Genomic DNA, 19,908 nt, shown 5'->3' on the forward strand with positions numbered 1-19,908 from the left:
GGTGAATTTCTTCCGAGGGATGCCCATGCCAGAAATCGAGTAGCGAGAGAGGAAAGCATCCGGATATGACAAACCCCTTCGACGACGAGACCGGAACCTTTCTGGTCCTGGTCAACCACGAGGGCCAGCACTCCCTGTGGCCCGCGTTCGCCGAGGTCCCGGCCGGCTGGACGGCGGTACTCGCCGAGACCAGCCGTGAGGAGGCCCTGGCCTATGTCGAGCGCAATTGGACCGATCTGCGCCCGAAGAGCCTGATCGACGCGGCCTAGCCCGCTCGCACCCGGCCGACACCCGACCGACGCGGACCGGTCCCGACCGGGCCGGTCCGCCCGAGGGCACCACCCAACCCCCCACCTCATCGCACATCAATTTCCCGACGGAGGAATTCGCAATGAGCGCCATCACCATCGACGCCACCGCCGAGGCCAAGGTCCGTGACATCCTCGCCAACTCCCTCGACCTGGACGGCGAGGAGCTGACCCGCACCGGGCTCTTCGTGGACGAGTACGGGGCCGACTCGCTGTGCGCGATCGAGATGCTGTCCGCCCTCGAGGTGGCCTTCGGCGTCACCATCGAGCAGGACGAGCTGGAGAACATGGTCCACTTCGAGGCCGTCCTCGAGGTGCTCTCCCGGGCCGAATCGCGATGACCGCCCAGCGTGTGGTGCTGACCGGACTCGGCGTCCTGTCCAGCATCGGCAATGGCGTCACCGAGTTCACCAGGGGGCTGCGCGAAGGCCGGTGCGGCGCTGGGGAGATCACCCTCTTCGACGCCACCGGCTTCCGCCGGCAACTGGCCCACGAGGTCAAGGACTTCGAACCGGCCGAGTGGATCCGCCACACCCCGCTCGAAGAGCTCGGCCGGGCCAGCCAGTTCTCGGTGGCCGCCACCCGGCTGGCCGTCCAGGACGCCGGGCTCGACCTGGAAGAGCTGCGCGGCCGGCGCGGCCTGGTCACCATCGGCACCACCGACGGCGAGGCCAGGGAGCTCGACCAGCTCGTCGAATCCGAGCTGACCGTGGGTATGGCGGGCCTGGACCCGACCGCGGTACGGCGGCTGCCGGCCCACCGGCTGGCGCTCGCCGTCGTCCGTGAACTGCGGCTCCCGCAGGCGGTGCCCTCCGTACTCGGTACCGCCTGCGCGGCGGGCAACTACGCCATCGGCGACGGCTTCGACGCCGTACGGTTCGGCGAGGCCGACTACGCGCTGGTCGGCGGGTCGGACGCGCTGGCCCGCCGCACCTTCGCCGGCTTCTCCCGGCTCGGCCTGGTCGCCTCCGACCGGTGCCGGCCGTTCGACGCCGAGCGGGAGGGGCTGCTGACCGCGGAGGGCGCCGGCGTCCTGCTGCTGGAGACCCTGGAGTCGGCGCGGGCGCGCGGCGCCCGGATCTACGCCGAGCTGCTGGGCTACGGACTCAACTGCGACGCCCACCACCCGACCGCGCCCGACCAGGAGAGCGTCGCCCGCTGCATGGGCCTGGCGCTCGCCGACGCCGGGATCAAACCGGAAGAGGTCGATCTGGTGTCCGCGCACGGCACGGGCACCAAGACCAACGACATCACCGAGACGCGCGCGATCCGCGAGCTGTTCGGCGACCGGCCGCCGCGCACCGTGGCCCTGAAGTCCATGCTCGGCCACTCCATGGGCGCGGCCAGCGCCTTGGGCGCCGCGGCCTCGGCCGTCGCCCTGGCCCACGGCTTCATCCCGCCCACCGTCAACCACCGCTCCACCGATCCCGAATGCGGCATCGACTGCGTGCCCAACCACGCCGTTTCCGCGCCGCTGCGGATCGTGGTCAACAACGGCCTGGCCTTCGGCGGCAACAACGCCTCCGTCGTCCTCGGCCGCTATGAGGAGGACCAGCGATGACCCCCGTACCCACCGAGGAGGTCACCACCGGGACCCGGCCGCCCGCCCGTACCGACCGCGCCGTCATCACCGCCTGGTCGGCCGTCTCCCCGTACGGCATGGGCCGTGCGGCGTACGCGGAGGGGATCACCGGGCGCCGCCCCGCCGAGTCCGTACCGGACCCGGCGGCCTGGCAGACGCCGGACGCCGCCGCCTGCCTGGTGCCCGGCTTCGACATCCGCCAGATCCTCGGCCGGGCGGGCACCCGCACCATGGACCGGGCCATGGGGCTGGCGGTCACCGCCGTACGCGAGCTGTTCGAGGAGGCCGAGGCCGACGAGCGCCCGGTGACCCGCGGGACCGGGACCGCGCTCGTCCTCGGCACCACCCTGGGCAGCGCGGCCAGCCAGCGGAACTTCAGCCGGGCCTCGTATCTCGGGGAGAAGCCGTACGACGTACCGGCCCAGCTGATGCCCAACACCCTGATGAACAGCCCGGCCGGGGCCAGCGCCATCCGCTTCGGCCTCAAGGGCCCCAACACCACCGTGGCCGGCGGCCGTCCGACCGCGCTGCTCGCCCTCGCCTACGCCCGCCGGCTGCTGGCCGCGGGCCGGGCCGAGCGGGCGCTGGTGGGGGCGGTGGAGGAGTACTCCGGGGCCCGTTCCTGGCTGGAGCGCCACAGCCGTGGCGCGGACGAGGAGCAGACCGCGCCGCTAGGGGAGGGCTGCGCGGTGCTGCTGATCGAACCCGCCGACACCCTCCCCGAGGACCGCACGGCGCTCGCCGAACTCCTGGCGATCGACGTACGGGTGGACGTCGGCGGCGATCTGCCCGGCACCCTGCGGGAGAGCGTGCGCCACGCCCTGGCCGAGTCCGGGATCAGGCCGGACGAGGTGTGGGCGGCGTCCGGGGGCGGGCTGAGCGGCGACGCGGGGGACCACGAACGGGCCCTGCTGACCGAGCTGTTCGGCCAGCAGGCCGCGACCCGGGGGATGTGCCACGAGCTCATCGGCGACACCGCCTCGGCCCAGGCCGCGTTCCAACTCGCCGCGGTCCTGGTCACGGCCGGGGCCGACCCGGCCTCGGCGGGCCGGGCCGCGGTGATCACCTCGGTGGACCGCGAGGGCCTGGTGGCCTGCGGGGTGCTGCGGCTGCTGGGCGGTACCCGATGAGCGGGGCGCCCCCGCCGGTCGCGCTGGTCAGCGGCGGCTCCCGGGGGATCGGCCGGGCGGCCGCGCTGCGGCTGGCCCAGGACGGCTATGCGATCAGCTTCTGCTACCGCTCGGACGAGGAGGCGGCCCGGCAGCTCGGCAAGGAACTGGCCGAGCTGGGGGTCGGCTCCCTCGCCCAGCGCCTGGACATCAGCGACGGCGAGGCCGTACGCGCATGGGTCGGGCGCACCGAGCGCGAACTGGGCCCCGTCGCCGTCGCCGTGGCCAGCGCGGGCATCACCCGCGACAAGCCGATGCTGATGATGTCCGACCAGGACTGGCGGGCGGTCGTGTCCACCAACCTGGACGGAGCGGCCCATGTCTGCCGGGCCGTGCTGTTCCCGATGGTCAAGCGCAAGGCGGGCTCCATCATCACCCTCTCGTCGGTGTCCGGGGTCTACGGCAACCCGGGCCAGGGCAACTACTCGGCCTCCAAGGCCGGGATGGTCGCCATGACCCGGGCGCTGGCCAAGGAGGTTGGCCGCTACGGCATCCGCGCCAACGCCGTGGCCCCCGGAATGATCGACACCGATATGACCGGCGCCCTCAGCGGAAGCCAGCGCGACCGTGCCGTGGCGGCCATTCCGCTTGGCCGGTTCGGCACCGCGGAGGAGGTCGCGGAGGCCGTGTCCTTCCTGGCCTCCGACAAGTCCGCGTACATCACCGGATCCGTGCTGCAGATCGACGGCGGGATCGTCCTATGACGCCTCCTGTGACACCCCCTGTGACGCCCCCGCCCCCGTTCCACCGCACCGCCGCCGACTTCGGCGCTGCCGCCCCCCACAGCCCTGTCCCCACTCGACACTCCAAGGAGCCGGCCTCATGACCGTTCCCGCCACCACTGCCACCACCTCCACCACCTCCACCGCCTCCGCCAACCTCACCCCGCTCGTCGACACCACCGCCTTCCCGGAGGCCGTGGACGGCGAGGTCCGCGCCGCCCACCGGCTGTACGAGCACCTGATCGGCATGTGGGCTCCAGGCGTCATCGAGGCCGCCCAGGACCTCGGCGCCTTCGCCGCCCTCACCGTCGGCCCGGCCACCGCCGCGCAGCTCGCCGAGGTGCTGGACACCGATCTGCGGGCCACCCGGGTCCTGCTGGACGGCCTGTACGCGTACGACGTCGTCGAGCGCAGCAGAGGGGAGGACGGCCAGGCCGTCTACACCCTCCCGGCCGAACTGCACGGCGTGTTCGCGCCCGACGGGCTCTTCAGCCTCGCCGGGAAGATCGGCCACGACCGCAATGTGGCCTGGAACGCGTGGCGCCGGCTCGCCGAGAACGTACGCTCCGGCGCCCGCACCGCCGAGGGCGCGCAGCAGCTCAACCAGATATCGGAGGAGGACTACACCTCGCTGGTCCGCGGCATCAACTTCTGGGCGCCGCCGATCACCCGCTCGCTGGCCGGCGCGCTGCGCGAACTCGGCTGGACCACCGGCCGCTCCGCGACCCTCCTGGACGTCGGCTGCGGCACCGGGATCTACAGCCACCTGCTGCTGCGCGAGTTCCCCGAGCTGACCGCCCGCGGCCTGGACGCCGAGCGGATCATCCCGATCGCCACCCGGCAGGCCGGGCAGCTGGGGGTCGCCGAGCGGTTCCAGGGCGAGACCGTGGACTTCTGGAGCGAGGACTGGGGCAGCGGCACCGACCTGGCGCTGTTCGTCAACATCTTCCACCTCCAGACCCCCGAGTCGGCCCGCGAGTTGCTGCTGAAGGCGGTCAAGGGGCTCACCGAGGACGGGGTGATCGCGATCGCCGACCACATCGTCGACGAGGACGGCGGCGAGGGCTCGGTCCAGAACAAGTTCTTCCGGCTGTTCGCCGCGTCGATGCTGGCCACCGGCGGCGGCGACGCCTTCACCGTGCACGACTACGACCAGTGGCTGGCCGATGCGGGGCTGCGCCGGATCGGCCTGCTCGACACCCCGATGCACCGGGTGCTGCTCGCCCGCCGCTCCTGACCCCTGTTGTTCCTGCTGAGGCCACCTCCCCAGCTCCCCGGCGTGACCCCGCGCGCCGGGGAGCACCTCTCTCATCCCACGTAAGGGAGTACGCACCATGTCCGTACGCCTCTTCACCTCCGAATCGGTGGCCGAAGGCCACCCCGACAAGATCGCCGACCAGATCAGCGACACCATCGTGGACGCGCTGCTCGCACAGGACCCGCGCGCCCGGGTGGCGGTGGAGACGCTGCTCACCACGGGCCAGGTGCATATCGCGGGCGAGATCTCGACCACCGCCGGGGATGTCGACGTCTAGGCCCATGTCGCCCAGCCGGAGCTTGAGGCGCTGCGCACCGAAGCATCCGGCTGGCCAGCGACAACGTAAAGCTGCTGGTCAACCGTTCCTGAGCAGTGAGCGGGAGTGAGCCCACGCACTGGCACGCCCCGAACGGTCTTGGGCGCACTGGTCCCCGGCGTACTCGACCCCGGAGCGGCGACACGGATCCTGTCCGTGGTCCGATCCCGGGAGGCCAGTTCCCTGCGCGACCTGGCCTGTGGGCTCGGCCAGAGGCGACGGGGAGGCCCTGAACCATCACTCCGGTGGAGCAGGGGCCCCGCACACTGGCGCCGAACCCGGCGTCCCAGATCGCGACTTCACGCTACCCCGCCCCACACGGGGCACCACAACCCCAGTAGTCGACCATCACCCGAACGAGCTAAAACGATCTCAGCGCGCTCCTCAGCCAGCAGCTGTCAACCCCACCGGCCGGTTCGAGATCGGCCCCATGGGCGATGCCGGACTGACCGGCCGCAAGATCATCGTGGATACGTACACGGGCGTGGCCCGGCACGGCGGCGGTGCGTTCTCCGGCAAGGACCCGTCCAAGGTCGACCGCAGCGCCGCGTACGCCATGCGCTGGGTCGCCAAGAACGTGGTGGCCGCGGGGCTCGCGGACCGCTGCGAGGTGCAGGTCGCGTACGCCATCGGCAAGGCCGAGCCGGTCAGCCTGTTCGTCGAGACCTTCGGCACCGCCCGGGTGGCCGTGCGGCGGGTCGCCGACGCCATCAGCGAGGTGTTCGACCTCAAGCCCGCGGCCATCATCCGCGACCTGGACCTGCTGCGCCCCGGCTACGCCAGGACCGCCGCGTACGGCCACTTCGGCCGCCCGGAGTTCACCTGGGAGCGCACGGACCGGGCGGCCAAGCTGCGGGCGGCCGCCGGCCTGTGAGGCACCGCCCTGGGCCCGGGATGACTCAGGTCCGGGCGGGGTCAGGGGTGACGGTCAGGACGATCTTTCCGGTGGTTCGGCCGGTCTCGCCCAACTCGTGTGCTCGAGCCGCCTGTTCGAGGGGGAATACCGCGTCGACGATCACTCGTAGGCGGCCGTCTTCGATCAGGTCGCTGATCTCTCGCAACCCCTGCTGGTCGGGTTCGACGAGCATGAAGACCGCTCGCACCCCGGCCTCCTCGGCCTGCCGGGCGGGGAAGGTGTCGTCGAACGGCAGAATCGAGACGAGGGTGCCCCCTCGGCGCAGGGTGCGCAGGGAGCGTGCCCAGGTGGGTCCGCCGATGCTGTCGAGGACGACATCGACGTCGCGGACGGTGTCGGCGACGTCCTGGGTGCGGTAGTCGATGAGCTCGTCGGCGCCGAGTGTCCGCAGCAGGTCGTGCTTTGCCGCGCCGGCGGTGGCGATGACGTACGCGCCGCGGGCCTTGGCGATCTGCACGGCCAGGTGACCGACACCGCCCGCCGCGGCATGGACCAGGACACGCTGCCCGGGCCGCATATGAGCGGTGTCGACCAGGGCCTGCCACGCGGTGAGCGCGGCCAGCGGCAGGGCGCCGGCCTGGAGGTGGTCGAGGCCGCGTGGGCGCGGGGCGAAGTGGCGGGCCGGTGCGGTGACGTACTCGGCGTACGCGCCCGCCGGGTGCGGGAAGCGCGGCATCCCGAACACCTCGTCGCCGGGCCGGAAGAGCGTCACGCCCGCGCCGGCGGACTCGACGACTCCGGCCACGTCGAAGCCGAGGGTGAAGGGAGGCGTCGCTCCGTCCGCGAACACGCCGCGCTCGCGGGTCTTCCAGTCGGCGGGGTTCACGCCCGCCGTGTGCACCCGGACCAGGATCTCGCCCCGGCCCGGTTCCGGCCGCTTCGTTTCGATGACCTTCAGGACGTCGGGGCCCCCGGCCCTGTCCTGGGATACGGCACGCATGGTCGAAGGTGCGGCAATGGGCTTGGACATGGAGGTGTTCCTTCTCCGGGAGGTGCATGGGGTTCCGGTGCCGGTGGTTACCGGGCACGGCCCAAGGCTGCTCGGTCGGCACAGCCCCTGGTGGTGGCGAGATGGCCAGGTTCTGAAAGGATCCGGCCATGCACCGTGTTGGCATTCTGGCCTTGGACGGCGTCGTCCCCTTCGAGCTCGGCATCCCCGCCCGCATCTTCAACGCCGCCCGCGACGCCGACGGCAACCCGCTCTACTCCGTGGCCACATGCAGCCTGGACGGCGGCCCCGTGCGGGCCGAAGCCGACTACGACCTCGCCGTCTCCCACGACGCCTCCCTGCTGGCCACCGTCGACACCGTCGTCGTCCCGCCCTCCCACCAGCTGGGTGCGATACGGGAAGAAGGCCGCCTGCCCGGCCCGCTGCGCCACGCCCTGGCCGCCATCCGCCCCGGCACGAGGATCGTCGCGATCTGCACCGGCACCTACGTCCTGGCCGCCGCCGGCCTCCTCGACGGTCGTCCCGCCACCACGCACTGGCGCGAAGCCGAACGGCTCCAGCGGATGTTCACCACCACCCGCATCGACCCCGATGTCCTGTACGTCGACGACGGCGACGTCCTCACCTCCGCCGGAGTCGCCGCGGGCATCGACCTGTGTCTGCACATCGTCCGCCTCGATCATGGCAGCCACGTCGCCAACGAGGTCGCCCGCTCCTGCGTCGTACCGCCCTGGCGCGACGGCGGCCAGGCCCAGTACATCCAACGCCCCGTCCCCGATCCATCCACCGGCAGCACCGCGGCCACCAGGGCGTGGGCCATGCGGCACCTGGCCGAACCGCTCACCCTGTCCGACCTCGCCGCCCACGCCAACATGAGTGTGCGCACCTTCAGCCGCCGCTTCCGCGACGAAGCCGGCAGCACCCCCGGCCAGTGGCTCACCCGGCAACGCGTCGACCTCGCACGGCACTTCCTGGAGACCACCGACTGGCCGATCGACCTGGTCGCCCACCGGGCCGGATTCGGCACCGGCACCTCCCTGCGGCAACACCTCCACACCGCCATCGGTGTCAGTCCCCAGGCATACCGCCGCACCTTCCGCCCTCAGCAGACGGCCGCGCTCTGATGGCAGGGGCGTACCTGCCGGATGGCGGTGGCCGTACGGGAGCGGGCGGCCCGCCCAACGATCACCCGCGGAGGGATTCCGATGGCCGGGAGCGGCACGGTGGCGCCTCGGCCGCCGGATCTCCGGCGGCCCGGAGGGCGCGGTCCCCGATCACGCGCAGATGGGCCAGCAGCTCCGGGGGCTCATGCACCTGGAACTCACAGCCCAGCATGAGCAGCCGGGACGCCAGCCACTCCAACGTATCGGCGCGTCCGTGCAGCTCACAGCTGTTCTCGTCGATCGGCCGCAGCTCGCCGGGCGCGGCGCCCAGCCGCTCGGCCGCCTGAGCGGCCGGAAGACACAGCGTGGCCCGCACCTCGTAGGTGGGCGCGAGGGAATACATCCGGCGGGTGACGAAGGCGGCCGCGTCCTTCTCGGGCAGCTCGCGGGGCGGGACGCGTACGCCGGTGGGCTGAAGGCGGGACATCCGGTCGACGCGGAAGATCCGCCAGTCGTCGCGCTCGGTGTCGTACGCCAGCAGATACCAGCGGCGCCCCGCCAGCACCAGCCGGTGCGGCTCGACCAGCCGCCGGGTCCGGCTGCCGTCCCCCGACTCGTAGCCGAACCGCAGCCGTTCATGGCCGGCCACGGCCGCGGCGGCCACCGCGAGCTCATGCGGGTCGACGGGCGTGGTGCTCTCGGTGAACAGCGACTCCGTGGCGGCCCGGAAGGCCCCGACCCGGTGCCGCAGCCGGGACGGCAACACCTGCTCCAGCTTGGCCAGGGCGCGCAGGGACGCCTGCTCGATACCGCTTACCGGCTTGCCGACCGCCGTACTGAGCGCGACCGCGATGGCCACAGCTTCCTCGTCGTCGAGCAGCAGCGGCGGCATGGCCTTGCCCGCGGCGAGCCGGTACCCCCCGGCGGCCCCCATGCTCGCCTCGACCGGATATCCCAGCTCGCGCAGTCGGTCGACGTCCCGCCGGACCGTACGAGGGCTGACGCCCAGACGGTCGGCGAGCTCGCTGCCGGGCCATTCTCGCGGGGTCTGCAACAGGGACAGCAATGACAACAACCGGCCCGAAGGAGTACTCATGACGCCCATGATGCCGCGTGATCTAGGCCAGGATCCGACCTAGATGGGACCTACTGTCGCTCACGACCGCACACCAGCGTCTTGAGGATGGAAACCAGCCGCCATGAGCAATGAACCACGCCCCTTCCACATCGACATCCCCCAGTCCGATGTAGCCGACCTCCACGACCGCCTGGCCAACACCCGCTGGCCCAGCCAGCTCTCCGGCGAGGGCTGGAGGCGTGGCGTGCCCCTGGCCCACCTCAAGGAGCTGGCCGGCTACTGGCAGGGAGGCTACGACTGGCGCCGGCACGAGGCGCGGCTGAATGAGTTCCCCCAGTTCATGACCGAGATCGACGGACAGGACATCCACTTCCTGCACGTACGCTCACCCGAACCCGACGCCCTGCCGCTGATCCTCAACCACGGCTGGCCGAACTCCTTCATCGAGTTCACCGACCTCATCGGCCGCCTCACCGACCCCCGCGCACACGGCGGCGACCCGTCCCACGCCTTCCACGTCGTCGTCCCGTCCCCGCCCGGCTACGGCTTCTCCGCACCGCCGCGCGAAACCGGCTGGACCGTCGCCCGGGTGGCGGGGCTCTGGGTGCAGCTGATGCAGCGCCTCGGCTACGACCACTACGGCGTCCAGGGCGGTGACCTCGGCGCGTACATCGCCCCGGAAGTGGCCAAGGCGGCACCCGACCACGTCGTCGGCGTCTACATCATCGCCGGCCTCGGCTTCCCCACCGAAGCCGACCTCCCCGAGCTGACCGACGACGAACGCGCGGTCTTCGAACAGCTCCAGCAGGCCGACTGGATGAACGGCGTCCCCCACCACGCCCTGCTGCGCGCCGCCCCGCAGACCTTCGCGTACGGCTGGCACGACTCCCCCGTCGCCGCGCTGGCCTGGATGACCCAGAAGTTCAAGGAGTTCACCGTCGCCGACAAACTCCCCGAGGAGCTGATCGACCGCGACCTGATCCTCACCAACACAACCCTCTACTGGCTCACCGACACCTTCGGCTCCTCCTCCTGGCCCATGTACGACAGCACGGGCTTCGGCTGGCCGGAGGGCCAGAAGGCCGTGCCCACCGGCGTCTACAGCGGGGCTCCCGGCATCCGGCGGCTCGCCGAGCGCCACAACACCATCGTCCACTGGCCCACCGACAACCCGGGCGGCCACCACTTCGTGGCCATGGAGCGACCGGACGACGTGGCCGCCGATATGCGCGCCTTCTTCGCCAAGGTCCGCTGACCCGGAACTCCGCTGATCCGGAACATCTCTCATCCGGAATACCTCAAACGATGTACGCACGTCTCATCAGCGGTCACGAGGTTCGCGGCCGAAACGGAACCGAGACTGGCAGCAGCACGGCGAACCGATCACCAGCTCAGCCAGGACGGGCACATGACGAGGCAGCACCCGGGCGGGCAATCCGCCACTTCCCGACTCAACGCCCTGGTCAGGGCCCTCGCCGGCGGCCTGGTCATGGCCGGCGCGCTGGGCGTCGGCACGGCGGCGGGCTCGGCCGCCGCGGAGAGGGTCGGCCTCACCGGGACGGCGGCCCGGCTGGTCCCGGCCGTTCTGGTCAGCGCGCTGGCCATCGTCCCCGTAACTCTCGCGGTACGGCGGCGCGGCGCATCGCTCAAGGCCCTGGGCCTCGGCGGTGCCCGGGCCGGCCTGCGGGCGTTTCTCACCGGTGTGGGCGTGACGGCGGCGTCGGCGGTGCTCGTCCTCGGCGCCGGGACGGCCGGGGGCCTGCTGCGCTGGTCGCGCCCGGACCCGTTGCCCCTTGTCGGCTTCCTCATAACCAATGCGGTGATCGCGCTTCTACTCGAAGCCCTGCCCGAAGAGACCACGCTGCGCGGCTACGCCTGGACCGCCCTGCGCGAACGGTTCGGCGGCACCGCCTCGGCGCTCGGCACGACGGCCGTCTTCCTGCTCGTGCCGGGTGCGTCGACCGTGGCCTACGCGGCCACCGCGCGCCTGACCGGCGCCGAGCCCGCGCCCATCGGCATCGTGCCACCGGGACAGGACACGGCCTCCTATCTGATCCTGCTCCCCATCTTCGGGCTGACCCTCGTCGCGGCCCGGACGGCCGTCGGCCAGGCCCCGCTCTGGGCCGCCATCGGCACCCACCTGACCTTTCTCACCGTCAACCGCGTCGCGTTGGAGGGCGACCGGCGCGACGCGGGCTGGTCGGCGACCCAGACGACCCCCGACGCGGTACTGCTCGTACCCGCCTATCTGCTGGTGGCAGCGGTCGTGTTCATGCTGTGCCGCCGCATGGGCGCGTTTGGGCGGCCCAGGACTTACGGCACACGCAACGGGCACCCCGTACCAACCCGCGCGTCGAGGTCCGCCCGCAGGGCCGCGAGCTCGGCCATCCTCGTGTCGATCACCCGGATCTTCTCCTCGAACAACGCGGACAACGCCTCGGCGGAGTCCGGGGCATCGCGCAGTTCCTCGAAGCTCCGCCCGATCTCGGCCAGCGAGAAGCCGAGCGTTTGCGCGGTACGGACGTAATGCAGCCAGGTCACGGTCTCCGGTGAGAAGTCGCGATAGCCGTTGGGCAGACGCCGCCCGCTGACGAGGCCGATCTTCTCGTAGAAGCGAATGGTGTCCTTGCTCAGCCCCGCTTGCGCGGCCAGCTCCCCGATACGCATGGCTCTCCGCCCGGTTGTGGACTTGACCTTGGAGCGTACTCCACTGTTTAGCGTGAGGCCGCGGCTGCACATCGCCCCCGAGATCAGCAGGAGCCTCACCATGAACCGTCTCTTCGCCCCTTCCCGTCACACCTATCTCCGCGCAGTACGCGCAAGCGCCTGGTACGACCTCCTCGTCACGGCGGGCTTCGCGACGCCGTGGACCTATGCGCTGATCCACGACGCCCTGAACTCGCTGGGCGACGCCCTCGGGCTCGGCGTCCTGCCCGCCGTCGACCCCATGCAGACCCTCTACGCGAATCTGATGGGCTCGGTCGTGGTCGTCTGGGCGCTGCTCCGTATCGTCAAGCCCCTGCCGGTCCACGGGCTGTTCGACGGTGTCGCGCGCACGCTGTTCTCCATGTGGCTCGCGTACGCGCTGGCCCAGGGTGCCACGCGGGTCCTGTGGGCCTTCTTGGTGGTGGAGGTGGCGTGGGGTGTCGTTCAACTTCTGCCGTGGTGGCGAACCCAGCGCGCCAACCTCCTGGATGGTCCCGTAGGCCCCTCCGCCATGCATCCCCTCGGCGCCGAGGGTCGGTGAGCCCCGTGGCGATCAGCGGCTGCGCCCCTCTTGCGTCAGCCCCTCGTATGCCTCGCACAGATCCGGCGCCTCGAACAGTCTCCTTACCTCAACGGCCTCGACGGCCTCGAGCGCCCGCCCGATCCAACTCGTCGGCTGTCGTCTTCAGGCCGCACGCCTTTCGCCGCTCCGCGAAGCTGCGCCGCCTACCTGCCATGTCCGTACTCCGTCCGGGTGCCGTCTCGGCCGCATGCATGGTGTGCTCTTCGGGCCGGTGGCCCAAGTGGATCCCGTAATTCTTGGTCAAGGCCCGGAGCCCGCCGCAAGCGCGACGTCGATGCCGACGGCGAGAGCGGTCGCGGACATGACGGGGTGTGCTTCGCTTCGCTACGCGTTGGCTTCGCTGCGTTCGCTTGTGCCTGTCGGACGGCATGGTCCTAACGCCGCGTCGGGCATCGTCTCGCGCCTTCGGCGCACAGCGGCCAACAGCGGGAAGGAGCGGGGGCGCCGGGGGGCTTCGTCGCCGTCCAGCCCAAGGGGTCCGGTTCGGGCCCTCCACCCACCTGCTCTTAAAAAACTGCTTGCTCTGCATCAAGTACTGCATCAAGTGTTTTTCTGAGAGCAGGTGGGAGGAGAGGCGATCCCGTCCCCCGGTGCCCGCCCATCCGTCGTGCTCGCGCACCCAGTTGAGCGCACCGCTGGTCCCCTCGATCGGCCACCGCGCGGCAGCAGCTGCGGCGGAGCGCAGCGGAGCCTCTTTGAGCTCAACCACCCACCGGGCCGAGGAACCAGAACAACGGGTCGGCCGCCCCCTTCCCCCCTCCTGCTGGCGCTTTGGACCCGGAGGGTCCGAGACGAAACCCGCACCCGCCCGAACCGAATGCCGCGAGACGGCGCACAGGCACAAGCGAAGCGCAGCGAAGCCAACGCGCAGCGAAGCGGAGCACACCCCCACCCACGAGGCCGACGACGAGTCACCGCGCATATCCGGCCGCAGGCAGGTGCGGTAGACACATCTCCGTGGACCAGGGAATAGCGGCACTGCTCGGTGCATCGATCGGCGTGGCAGGCACCGTCCTCGCATCGGCGATCACTGGTTGGTCGACACGTCAGCAGGTACGCGCACAGGCCAGGGCCGAGCACGCTCACTGGCGCAGGCAGGTGCGCCGGGATGCGTCAGGGGTGCCAGTACAGCGTGGGGGCAGGGTGGTTGACGAAGCCGAGCTCGCGGTAAAGCGGCTCACCCTCGGCGGAGGCACGCAGATCCACCCGGGCGACCCCACGTTCCCGGAACCAGTCGAGCAGGCCCCGCATGATCGCGCGGCTGTGGCCGCGCCGCCGGTATGCCGGATCGGTGACCACGCCGATCACCTGCCCGATCCGGCCGTTCCGCAGGCGGGGGCCGGGCAGCCGCTGCTCGATGGTGCCGATGCCGCAGGCGGCAAGGCCCTGATCGCCGTCCACGACGAGGATCCGTACGGCGTCGGCTGTCAGCTGATCCTTGAGGGCCTCGGCAAGGGCGTCCCGCCAGTCGTCGTCTCCTGAGGAGGGGTTGAAGAATTCACCGCCGAGGTCTTCGAACAGCAACTGTCGCAGGCGTACGAGCTCCGCGATGTCATCCTCTGTCGCCTGCCGTACGTCGGTGTGGTGTCCGGCGTCGTGTCCCATACCGACCAGACTGCCGTCATGGCCTGATACACCTCAACACTTATGGCGAGGACGCCGCGAACCCGGCCGAGGGGTCGACCGGAGCGGGTGCCCCCGCATCGTCGCTGTCAGTCCCTCATGTCATCCTCGGATCGTGACCAATCCGCAGACAGCCGAGGACCGGCGCGACGACGAGGTACGCCCTACCCCAGGGCCGACCACCCCTGCCGAGTGGGACGAGCTGATCGCCGACTGGGACGAGATGCGTCACGGCTACTACCTCGGCGACGCGCAGGCCACGGTGCTGAAGTGCGCGAAGAATCTCGAGGCGAGCGTGGCGGCCGGCGGGGCCGGGCCGGAGACGGCGCTGTGGACGCTGGGGCTGGTGTTGATCGGGCCCTATGTGATCTACGCCCGCCCGGACGCGGCGGCCGAGGCCCGGGTGATGGAGGCGATGGGCGCGGTCGAGCGGGCTCTCGGGCAGGCGTCCTGTGAGCATGAGGAGCATCCTTGTGACGATGCGCCGTTCGATGAGGAGCTGGACAACTTCCGCTACGTCCTGGAGATGCTGGCCCATCCGGAGCGGGACGCCGACCACGAGGCGGCCCTGGCCGACGAGGAGAACTGGCCCGACGAGGAGGGGGCACAGTCCTGGTACGAGGGCCGGATGACGCGGGAGATATGGACCTGCCCGCGGAATCTGGCCGGGTTCGCCGGCGCCTTTCCCGGCTGAGGTCGGATGCCCCGCGGCCCTTCTCGTCCGCGGCCAAGGCGGCGAGCCCCGCGTCCAGCGCGGGCGGCCGCGTCGAGCGCCGGCGGGCCGATCAGCCACAGCGCCTGTCACCGCGTACGACCTCGCGTGCGCTCCCGGTGTCCCCTGACGTCGGGGCGTCCGATGTGGCCCGCCGGGCGCTGGGACTCGCCGAGCCAGATCTGCGGGACGTGACTTAGGACCGCCTCGACCACCGGCCCCTGGTTGGGGGCGGTGAGCACGATGCGGTGGCGTACGCGCGGCAGGCCGGGGTGGAGCGGTTCCTCGTCGCGGACCAGGCCCCACAGGATCGGGTCGTCCGGGTCGATGGGGCCGTTGGGGTAGAGCTCCAGGGAGTAAATCTTCCCGTTGCGCCCGAATTCGCTCCAGTAGAGGGCGACTCCGACCAGGCCGCGCCAGGGGATGACGTTCCGGAGGTCTCCCTTTTCGAGCCACAGGCCCGTGTGGTCGATGAGGATCCTGCTGCGGCGGTTCGCCCAGAAGGGGACGAAGAGGATGACCCCGAGAACGCCGAGGGCCACCGCGAACCCGAGTCCCACGAACCCGGTGACGGTGGCCTCCCCCTTCTGCTTTCCCATGGCGACCAGCACGATGCCGAAGATGCCGACAGCGCCGATGACCATGAGGACGATGGAGCAGGGGAGCCCGGTCATGGCGCTGCGGCGGCCGACGCGTATGACCGTGGCGTTCGACGCGGGGGAGGGCATGTTCGGCGACGACATGGCGCGTGAGCTTAGTTGGCCCCGGTGTGGTGCGGTCAGTCAGATGGGCAGGGCTCCCTTGAATCGGGAGTTGGGCAGGTCGGGGTGGGTGGTGGCGAGCCAGCCGTGGCCGTGGGTCTCGTCCGCGGACATGGGGCCGGGTTGGACGGAGAGGTTGTCGGCCGCCGTGCCCGCGTCGGGCACGCCCTTGGCGTATTTCTCGTCCTCAATCCCGTCTTTCGCGTCTTGGATGAAGCTCATCTCGAACGGAAGCGGCTTGCCCCGGAACTCCGGGTAGTCATAGGTGCCGTAGCTCCGCACCCTGCGGCCGTCGCGCGCGACGTACCAGACCGAGCCGGAATGGTAGGGGTCGATGACGTAGAAGTGGGCCTCCCCGCATCGCTCGCTGAGCTTGTCGGCCAGGAGGAATCCGTCGCATTCGTCCACGAATGAATTGCCCCACACCAAGCGCCAGTTCCGGATCGGCAGGTCCTTGAAATACCAGCTCTCGAACTCCGGGGTGATGAAGACCCGGTAGGCCCTCTGCTTCTGCCCCTGGGAATCCTGGAAATCCATGGCGTCGTCGGCTCGGGTGGTGGCGTCCACGCCCAGCACGGTGGTGACCGGCCGGAGGTCGTGCAGACCGAGGGCGGATACGGCGTCGTCGAGCCGGTCCGCCGGGAAGGCCAGCCAGCGGCCGGCGTCCAGGGGGAGACTCACCGGGAGTTCGTCGAGGAGCTTGATCCGTACGAGGCGTTCCACGGCACGCCGGTCGGCATCGTCGAGCACCTGCGCACCGCCCAGGTCGACCAGCGTCTCCAGGGCCTTGCCGCGCAGCCGCCCGGGGCCATGGCGCCGGATCTCCCGGAGGCGTGGCAGCGCCTGGTCACCCAGCCGCTTCAAGACGGACTCGGCGCTGAATCTCGGGCTTCCCCGTCGCGTGTCGCGGACATACGGCAGGAGGGGGTCGATGCTCTGCGCTCCGAGCGCGACCAGGCCGTCCTCCGCGGCCCTGCGAACGGTGCGGTCGTTGTCCGAGAGATCCCGCATGAGGGCGTCAATGGCTTCTGGCATGGGGCTTAGCCTAGGCCGGGAAAAGGATCACCTACGGGAGGGGTTTCGATGACGGGGGACGGCGCGGCAGCGTCCTGTTACATCCTGGAGCGGCAGTTCTCCACCCAGTTGGACTGGACGACGTTCTTCGTCTACAACCGGCGTGATCACATCCGGCTTCTGCTCACCGAGTTGTTCTTCGACGCCGAGGATTCGGACCGCGTGGAGAGCACCCGGATCGACCATGTGGACAACGGCGAGACGAGCGATCTGTGGGTGATCGAGGGCGGGCGCCTCATCTGCCACGTCGATCTGCGTCCCCTCATCGACGTCCCCGACGGCTTCGATCCCGAGAGCGACGAAGGGCGGATCGACTGGCGGACCTTCGACGCCGCCGTCCCCGCCGACCTGCGGGGGCCGCTGCTGGGCAGGGGTGAGGAGTTGCGGCTGCTGGACGCCGACCAGGACTTCGCGGCCACCACCAGCGACCTTCCGACGCTCTACCCGGGCCGCCGGCTCGTCTACGGCATGAACCTGTGGATGAACGGGGAGCTCTCCGACGAGCCCGCCGCGTACTTCACGGACCCGGACCCCAGTTGACGGCTCAGCCGGACCCCAGCTGAGGGCTCAGGCCGACCCCGGTTGAGGGCTCAGACCGCCGCGGCCACGCAGGCCGCGAGGAACACCACCTGAAGGAACGTCCGCGGGACCAGTGGTGTGACCGGCTTTCCGCCCAGCGTGAGCCCGGACCGGGCGGCGTGGACGTTGGCGGGGAACATCGCCAGCAGCAGGACGGTGAGGGCGACCGCTGCCCAGGAGCGGGTGGCGGGGAGCAGCAGCCCGCCCGCTCCGGCCAGTTCGAGTACGCCGGTCGCCGTCACGAGCAGGTCCGCCCGGGGCAGCGCGGGCGGGACCATGGCGATCATCTCGGCTCGGCGGCCCGTGAAGTGGGCAACGCCGGTGAGCGTGAACATCAGGGCCAGCGCGACACACAGCGCGGGCTGCCAGCCGTCCAGGGCGGAGACGCCGAGCAGTCCGGCGAGGCGGGTCAGGATCCAGCCGGCGACGAGCGCGATCAAGGGGGCCATCCGCGGGTTCATCCTTCCGGCATCAGATCTTGACATAGGAAAGATTGACCGATGACACCCATCTTGTCAATGACTAGATGCGGGTAGGGTCGACCCCATGACAGCCCACGACCCCGCGCCTCGCCCCGCCGCCAACCGCCAGGGCTACCACCACGGCGATCTGCGCCGCGCACTGCTGACCGCGGCCATCGAGGCCATCGAGGAGTCCGGCGCCGCCGCGGTGAGCCTGCGCGACCTCGCCCGGCGGGCCGGGGTCTCCCATGCCGCGCCCGCGCATCACTTCGGCGACAAGGCCGGGCTGCTGACCGCGGTGGCCGTCGAGGGGTTCGAGCTGTTCGCCGACGAGCTCAACGCCACCTGGGAGCGGACCGGCGACGTGGCCGAAGTCGGCGTCGCGTACGTGCGCTTCGGGCTGACCCACCGGGGGCACTTCGAGGTGATGTTCCAGCCCGGCCTGTGCCACGCGGACGCCGCCGACCTGGTCGCCGCCCGGGCCCGCGCGGCCGAGTCGCTGCACGGCGGCGCGGGGGTTCTGGCCGACCGCGTGGCGGACGGAGACCCGCAGATCGCCGCGTGGGCGGCCTGGTCGCTGGTCCACGGGTTCACGATGCTGCAGCTCGGCGGCGCGCTCCCGCTGCCGCCGGACGCCGAACCGGAGGGCGTGGCGCGGCAGGTCGTCAAGTTCCTCACCCTGCAGAACGCCGGTAGCGCCGGAGCGGCAGAGGTCCAGTAGGACCAGAGCGCCCCGCCGACGCAGCGCGTGACCGCGGCGGTCACATGCCGGAAACCTTGACGGCCGCTGTGCCGGGTGTCACGATTCGGGCGCCCCCCATGTTTGCGTAAACATCGCCCGTACGACATACCCCGACGGCTACTCAGACATGCAGGCTCCGCCATGCGCTGAGTCGGCCTCTCCCGAAAGAGCAAGCGATGCGCACATCCCCCGTCAGCCCCGCCAGTCCCGCCGGCCCCTCCAGAGCGCGCTTCACTCCCCGGCTGCGCGCCGCCTTCGTCGCGATCCTGGTCGCCGCGGCCACCGGCACCACCCTCGCCGGCAGCCCCGCCTCCGCCGCGCCCAGCGGAGACACCACCCAGTTCCGGGGCGTGAACTGGGCCGATCCCCGCGACAACTTCGCCGACGACCCGGTCGTGCTGTCCGGCCTGTCGACGTCCGACAGCTACGACCAGACGTACGCCAAGGCGAGCCGGATCATCTCGGGGTTCCGCGCGAACCTCGGCGCCAACACCGTTCGGCTGCCGATCAACCCGTACACGGTCAACGGCCCCTACTGGAAGTCGTACCGCGGGGTCATCGACGCGGCCTCGGACAAGGGCTTCAAGATCATCCTCTCCTACTGGGAGGGTACGGGCCCCCGCAAGGACGGCTACATCGACGACCCCGCCACCTTCTGGCCCATGTGGAACACCGTGGTCGACGCGTACAAGGACGACAAGCAGGTCTACTTCGAGCCGATGAACGAGCCCCACGGTTACACCGACACCGAGTGGGCCGACATCGCCGCGAAGTGGCTGTCCACCTACCCCTCGGTCCCGCGCAACCGGGTGTTCGTCAGCGGCGCCGGCTACAACGACCACGTCACCTCGGTCTGCGCCGACCCGCGCCTGGACGGCACGTACCTGTCGCTGCACCACTACGGGTTCTGGAAGAGCTACGCCACCTACGACGAGTGGGTGGCCGACCTCAAGGTGCGCATAGGTGACTGCGCCAACCGGACCGTCGCCGACGAGTTCGGCGCCCCGATGACCACCGGCCTCAACTACAACAAGCCGGCTCCGTCCGACAACTTCATCAACTACGTCCAGGCCGTCACGGACACCTTCCGCGAGCTCAAGATGGGCTCCGTCTACTGGCCCGGCCTGCGTACCGACGACACCTACACCCTGCAGACCCTGACCGGCGACCCCGCCCGGCCCTCGCTGACCACCACCAACCAGTCCGGCGCCGACCGGCTCGCCTGGGGCTGGGGACGCGGCAAGCCCGTCCGGCCCTGACGGCGCG

20 protein-coding genes and 3 pseudogenes are annotated in these 19,908 nt (G+C 70.8%); 16 read left to right on the top strand and 7 right to left on the bottom strand.

Annotated elements, in window-relative coordinates; genetic code table 11:
• Positions 1–65: 65 nt before the first annotated feature.
• The 8 genes and pseudogenes from ACFV2X_RS04790 to ACFV2X_RS04825 form a co-directional block, all read left to right on the top strand.
• Positions 66–269, top strand: coding sequence for an MbtH family protein (locus ACFV2X_RS04790; RefSeq protein WP_385611400.1), 204 nt, complete (start codon positions 66–68; stop codon positions 267–269).
• Positions 270–391: 122 nt separating this feature from the next.
• On the top strand, positions 392–649 hold the full coding sequence (locus ACFV2X_RS04795) for an acyl carrier protein (RefSeq protein WP_089512909.1): 258 nt from the start codon (positions 392–394) through the stop codon (positions 647–649).
• Positions 646–1,869: a beta-ketoacyl-[acyl-carrier-protein] synthase family protein gene (locus tag ACFV2X_RS04800; RefSeq protein ID WP_385611403.1), complete on the top strand. Its 1,224-nt coding sequence runs from the start codon at positions 646–648 to the stop codon at positions 1,867–1,869. The genes ACFV2X_RS04795 and ACFV2X_RS04800 overlap by 4 nt, the downstream gene beginning before the upstream one ends.
• Positions 1,866–3,020, top strand: coding sequence for a beta-ketoacyl synthase N-terminal-like domain-containing protein (locus ACFV2X_RS04805; RefSeq protein WP_385611405.1), 1,155 nt, complete (start codon positions 1,866–1,868; stop codon positions 3,018–3,020). The genes ACFV2X_RS04800 and ACFV2X_RS04805 overlap by 4 nt, the downstream gene beginning before the upstream one ends.
• Positions 3,017–3,763, top strand: coding sequence for a 3-oxoacyl-ACP reductase FabG (fabG, locus tag ACFV2X_RS04810; protein ID WP_385611408.1), 747 nt, complete (start codon positions 3,017–3,019; stop codon positions 3,761–3,763). Before ACFV2X_RS04805 ends, fabG begins: the two co-directional genes overlap by 4 nt.
• 118 nt (positions 3,764–3,881) lie before the next feature.
• Positions 3,882–5,018 carry a class I SAM-dependent methyltransferase gene (locus ACFV2X_RS04815; protein ID WP_385611410.1) on the top strand — a complete coding sequence of 379 codons (1,137 nt, stop codon included), beginning with the start codon at positions 3,882–3,884 and terminating at the stop codon, positions 5,016–5,018.
• Between the two features lie 97 nt (positions 5,019–5,115).
• Positions 5,116–5,293: pseudogene (locus ACFV2X_RS04820) on the top strand (S-adenosylmethionine synthetase N-terminal domain-containing protein); the annotation flags it as partial.
• A 456-nt stretch (positions 5,294–5,749) separates the two neighbouring features.
• A pseudogene (locus ACFV2X_RS04825) lies at positions 5,750–6,229 on the top strand (methionine adenosyltransferase domain-containing protein); the annotation flags it as partial.
• Positions 6,230–6,254: 25 nt separating this feature from the next.
• On the opposite strand, the gene ACFV2X_RS04830 reads toward ACFV2X_RS04825, so the two are convergent.
• The gene (locus tag ACFV2X_RS04830; protein WP_385611413.1) at positions 6,255–7,241 is read right to left on the bottom strand and encodes an NADP-dependent oxidoreductase; all 987 of its coding nucleotides are present in this window, start codon (positions 7,239–7,241) and stop codon (positions 6,255–6,257) included.
• Between the two features lie 128 nt (positions 7,242–7,369).
• Here ACFV2X_RS04830 and ACFV2X_RS04835 point away from each other — a divergent pair, with 128 nt between their 5' ends.
• On the top strand, positions 7,370–8,344 hold the full coding sequence (locus tag ACFV2X_RS04835; RefSeq protein WP_385611415.1) for a GlxA family transcriptional regulator: 975 nt from the start codon (positions 7,370–7,372) through the stop codon (positions 8,342–8,344).
• A 61-nt stretch (positions 8,345–8,405) separates the two neighbouring features.
• Here ACFV2X_RS04835 and ACFV2X_RS04840 read toward each other — a convergent pair whose 3' ends face one another.
• Positions 8,406–9,419 carry a helix-turn-helix transcriptional regulator gene (locus tag ACFV2X_RS04840; RefSeq protein WP_385611417.1) on the bottom strand — a complete coding sequence of 338 codons (1,014 nt, stop codon included), beginning with the start codon at positions 9,417–9,419 and terminating at the stop codon, positions 8,406–8,408.
• Between the two features lie 103 nt (positions 9,420–9,522).
• Between ACFV2X_RS04840 and ACFV2X_RS04845 the strand changes: the two genes are divergently transcribed.
• Both ACFV2X_RS04845 and ACFV2X_RS04850 read left to right on the top strand, forming a co-directional pair.
• Positions 9,523–10,656, top strand: a complete 1,134-nt coding sequence (locus ACFV2X_RS04845) for an epoxide hydrolase family protein (protein ID WP_385611420.1) — start codon at positions 9,523–9,525, stop codon at positions 10,654–10,656.
• Positions 10,657–10,890: 234 nt separating this feature from the next.
• Positions 10,891–11,538, top strand: a pseudogene (locus ACFV2X_RS04850) (type II CAAX prenyl endopeptidase Rce1 family protein); the annotation flags it as partial.
• Between the two features lie 176 nt (positions 11,539–11,714).
• Here the strand turns inward: ACFV2X_RS04850 and ACFV2X_RS04855 are convergent.
• A complete protein-coding gene (locus ACFV2X_RS04855) occupies positions 11,715–12,068 on the bottom strand; it encodes a MerR family transcriptional regulator (RefSeq protein ID WP_385611508.1) in 354 nt (117 codons plus the stop codon).
• A gap of 100 nt (positions 12,069–12,168) precedes the next feature.
• On the opposite strand from ACFV2X_RS04855, the gene ACFV2X_RS04860 reads away from it, so the two are divergent.
• Positions 12,169–12,648, top strand: a complete 480-nt coding sequence (locus ACFV2X_RS04860; RefSeq protein WP_385611422.1) for a hypothetical protein — start codon at positions 12,169–12,171, stop codon at positions 12,646–12,648.
• A gap of 1,155 nt (positions 12,649–13,803) precedes the next feature.
• On the opposite strand, the gene ACFV2X_RS04865 is transcribed toward ACFV2X_RS04860, so the two are convergent.
• Positions 13,804–14,295, bottom strand: a complete 492-nt coding sequence (locus ACFV2X_RS04865; RefSeq protein WP_385611425.1) for a GNAT family N-acetyltransferase — start codon at positions 14,293–14,295, stop codon at positions 13,804–13,806.
• A gap of 133 nt (positions 14,296–14,428) precedes the next feature.
• Between ACFV2X_RS04865 and ACFV2X_RS04870 the strand changes: the two genes are divergently transcribed.
• Complete coding sequence (locus tag ACFV2X_RS04870) at positions 14,429–15,007, top strand: hypothetical protein (RefSeq protein ID WP_385611426.1); 579 nt, start codon at positions 14,429–14,431, stop codon at positions 15,005–15,007.
• Between the two features lie 107 nt (positions 15,008–15,114).
• On the opposite strand, the gene ACFV2X_RS04875 is transcribed toward ACFV2X_RS04870, so the two are convergent.
• Together ACFV2X_RS04875 and ACFV2X_RS04880 are read right to left on the bottom strand one after the other, a co-directional pair.
• Positions 15,115–15,768: a hypothetical protein gene (locus ACFV2X_RS04875; protein WP_385611428.1), complete on the bottom strand. Its 654-nt coding sequence runs from the start codon at positions 15,766–15,768 to the stop codon at positions 15,115–15,117.
• Between the two features lie 39 nt (positions 15,769–15,807).
• The gene (locus ACFV2X_RS04880) at positions 15,808–16,821 is read right to left on the bottom strand and encodes a HEAT repeat domain-containing protein (protein ID WP_385611431.1); all 1,014 of its coding nucleotides are present in this window, start codon (positions 16,819–16,821) and stop codon (positions 15,808–15,810) included.
• A 48-nt stretch (positions 16,822–16,869) separates the two neighbouring features.
• On the opposite strand from ACFV2X_RS04880, the gene ACFV2X_RS04885 reads away from it, so the two are divergent.
• Positions 16,870–17,400 carry a hypothetical protein gene (locus ACFV2X_RS04885; RefSeq protein WP_385611433.1) on the top strand — a complete coding sequence of 177 codons (531 nt, stop codon included), beginning with the start codon at positions 16,870–16,872 and terminating at the stop codon, positions 17,398–17,400.
• 50 nt (positions 17,401–17,450) lie between these two features.
• Here the strand turns inward: ACFV2X_RS04885 and ACFV2X_RS04890 are convergent, their stop codons facing one another.
• On the bottom strand, positions 17,451–17,888 hold the full coding sequence (locus tag ACFV2X_RS04890) for a hypothetical protein (protein WP_385611435.1): 438 nt from the start codon (positions 17,886–17,888) through the stop codon (positions 17,451–17,453).
• Positions 17,889–17,985: 97 nt separating this feature from the next.
• Between ACFV2X_RS04890 and ACFV2X_RS04895 the strand changes: the two genes are divergently transcribed.
• Together ACFV2X_RS04895 and ACFV2X_RS04900 are read left to right on the top strand one after the other, a co-directional pair.
• Positions 17,986–18,621: a TetR/AcrR family transcriptional regulator gene (locus ACFV2X_RS04895; protein ID WP_385611437.1), complete on the top strand. Its 636-nt coding sequence runs from the start codon at positions 17,986–17,988 to the stop codon at positions 18,619–18,621.
• Positions 18,622–18,818: 197 nt separating this feature from the next.
• The gene (locus ACFV2X_RS04900; protein ID WP_385611439.1) at positions 18,819–19,901 is read left to right on the top strand and encodes a glycoside hydrolase family 5 protein; all 1,083 of its coding nucleotides are present in this window, start codon (positions 18,819–18,821) and stop codon (positions 19,899–19,901) included.
• Positions 19,902–19,908: the final 7 nt, after the last annotated feature.

This window comes from Streptomyces sp. NPDC059679 (assembly GCF_042734105.1).
Taxonomy (GTDB): Bacteria; Actinomycetota; Actinomycetes; order Streptomycetales; family Streptomycetaceae; genus Streptomyces.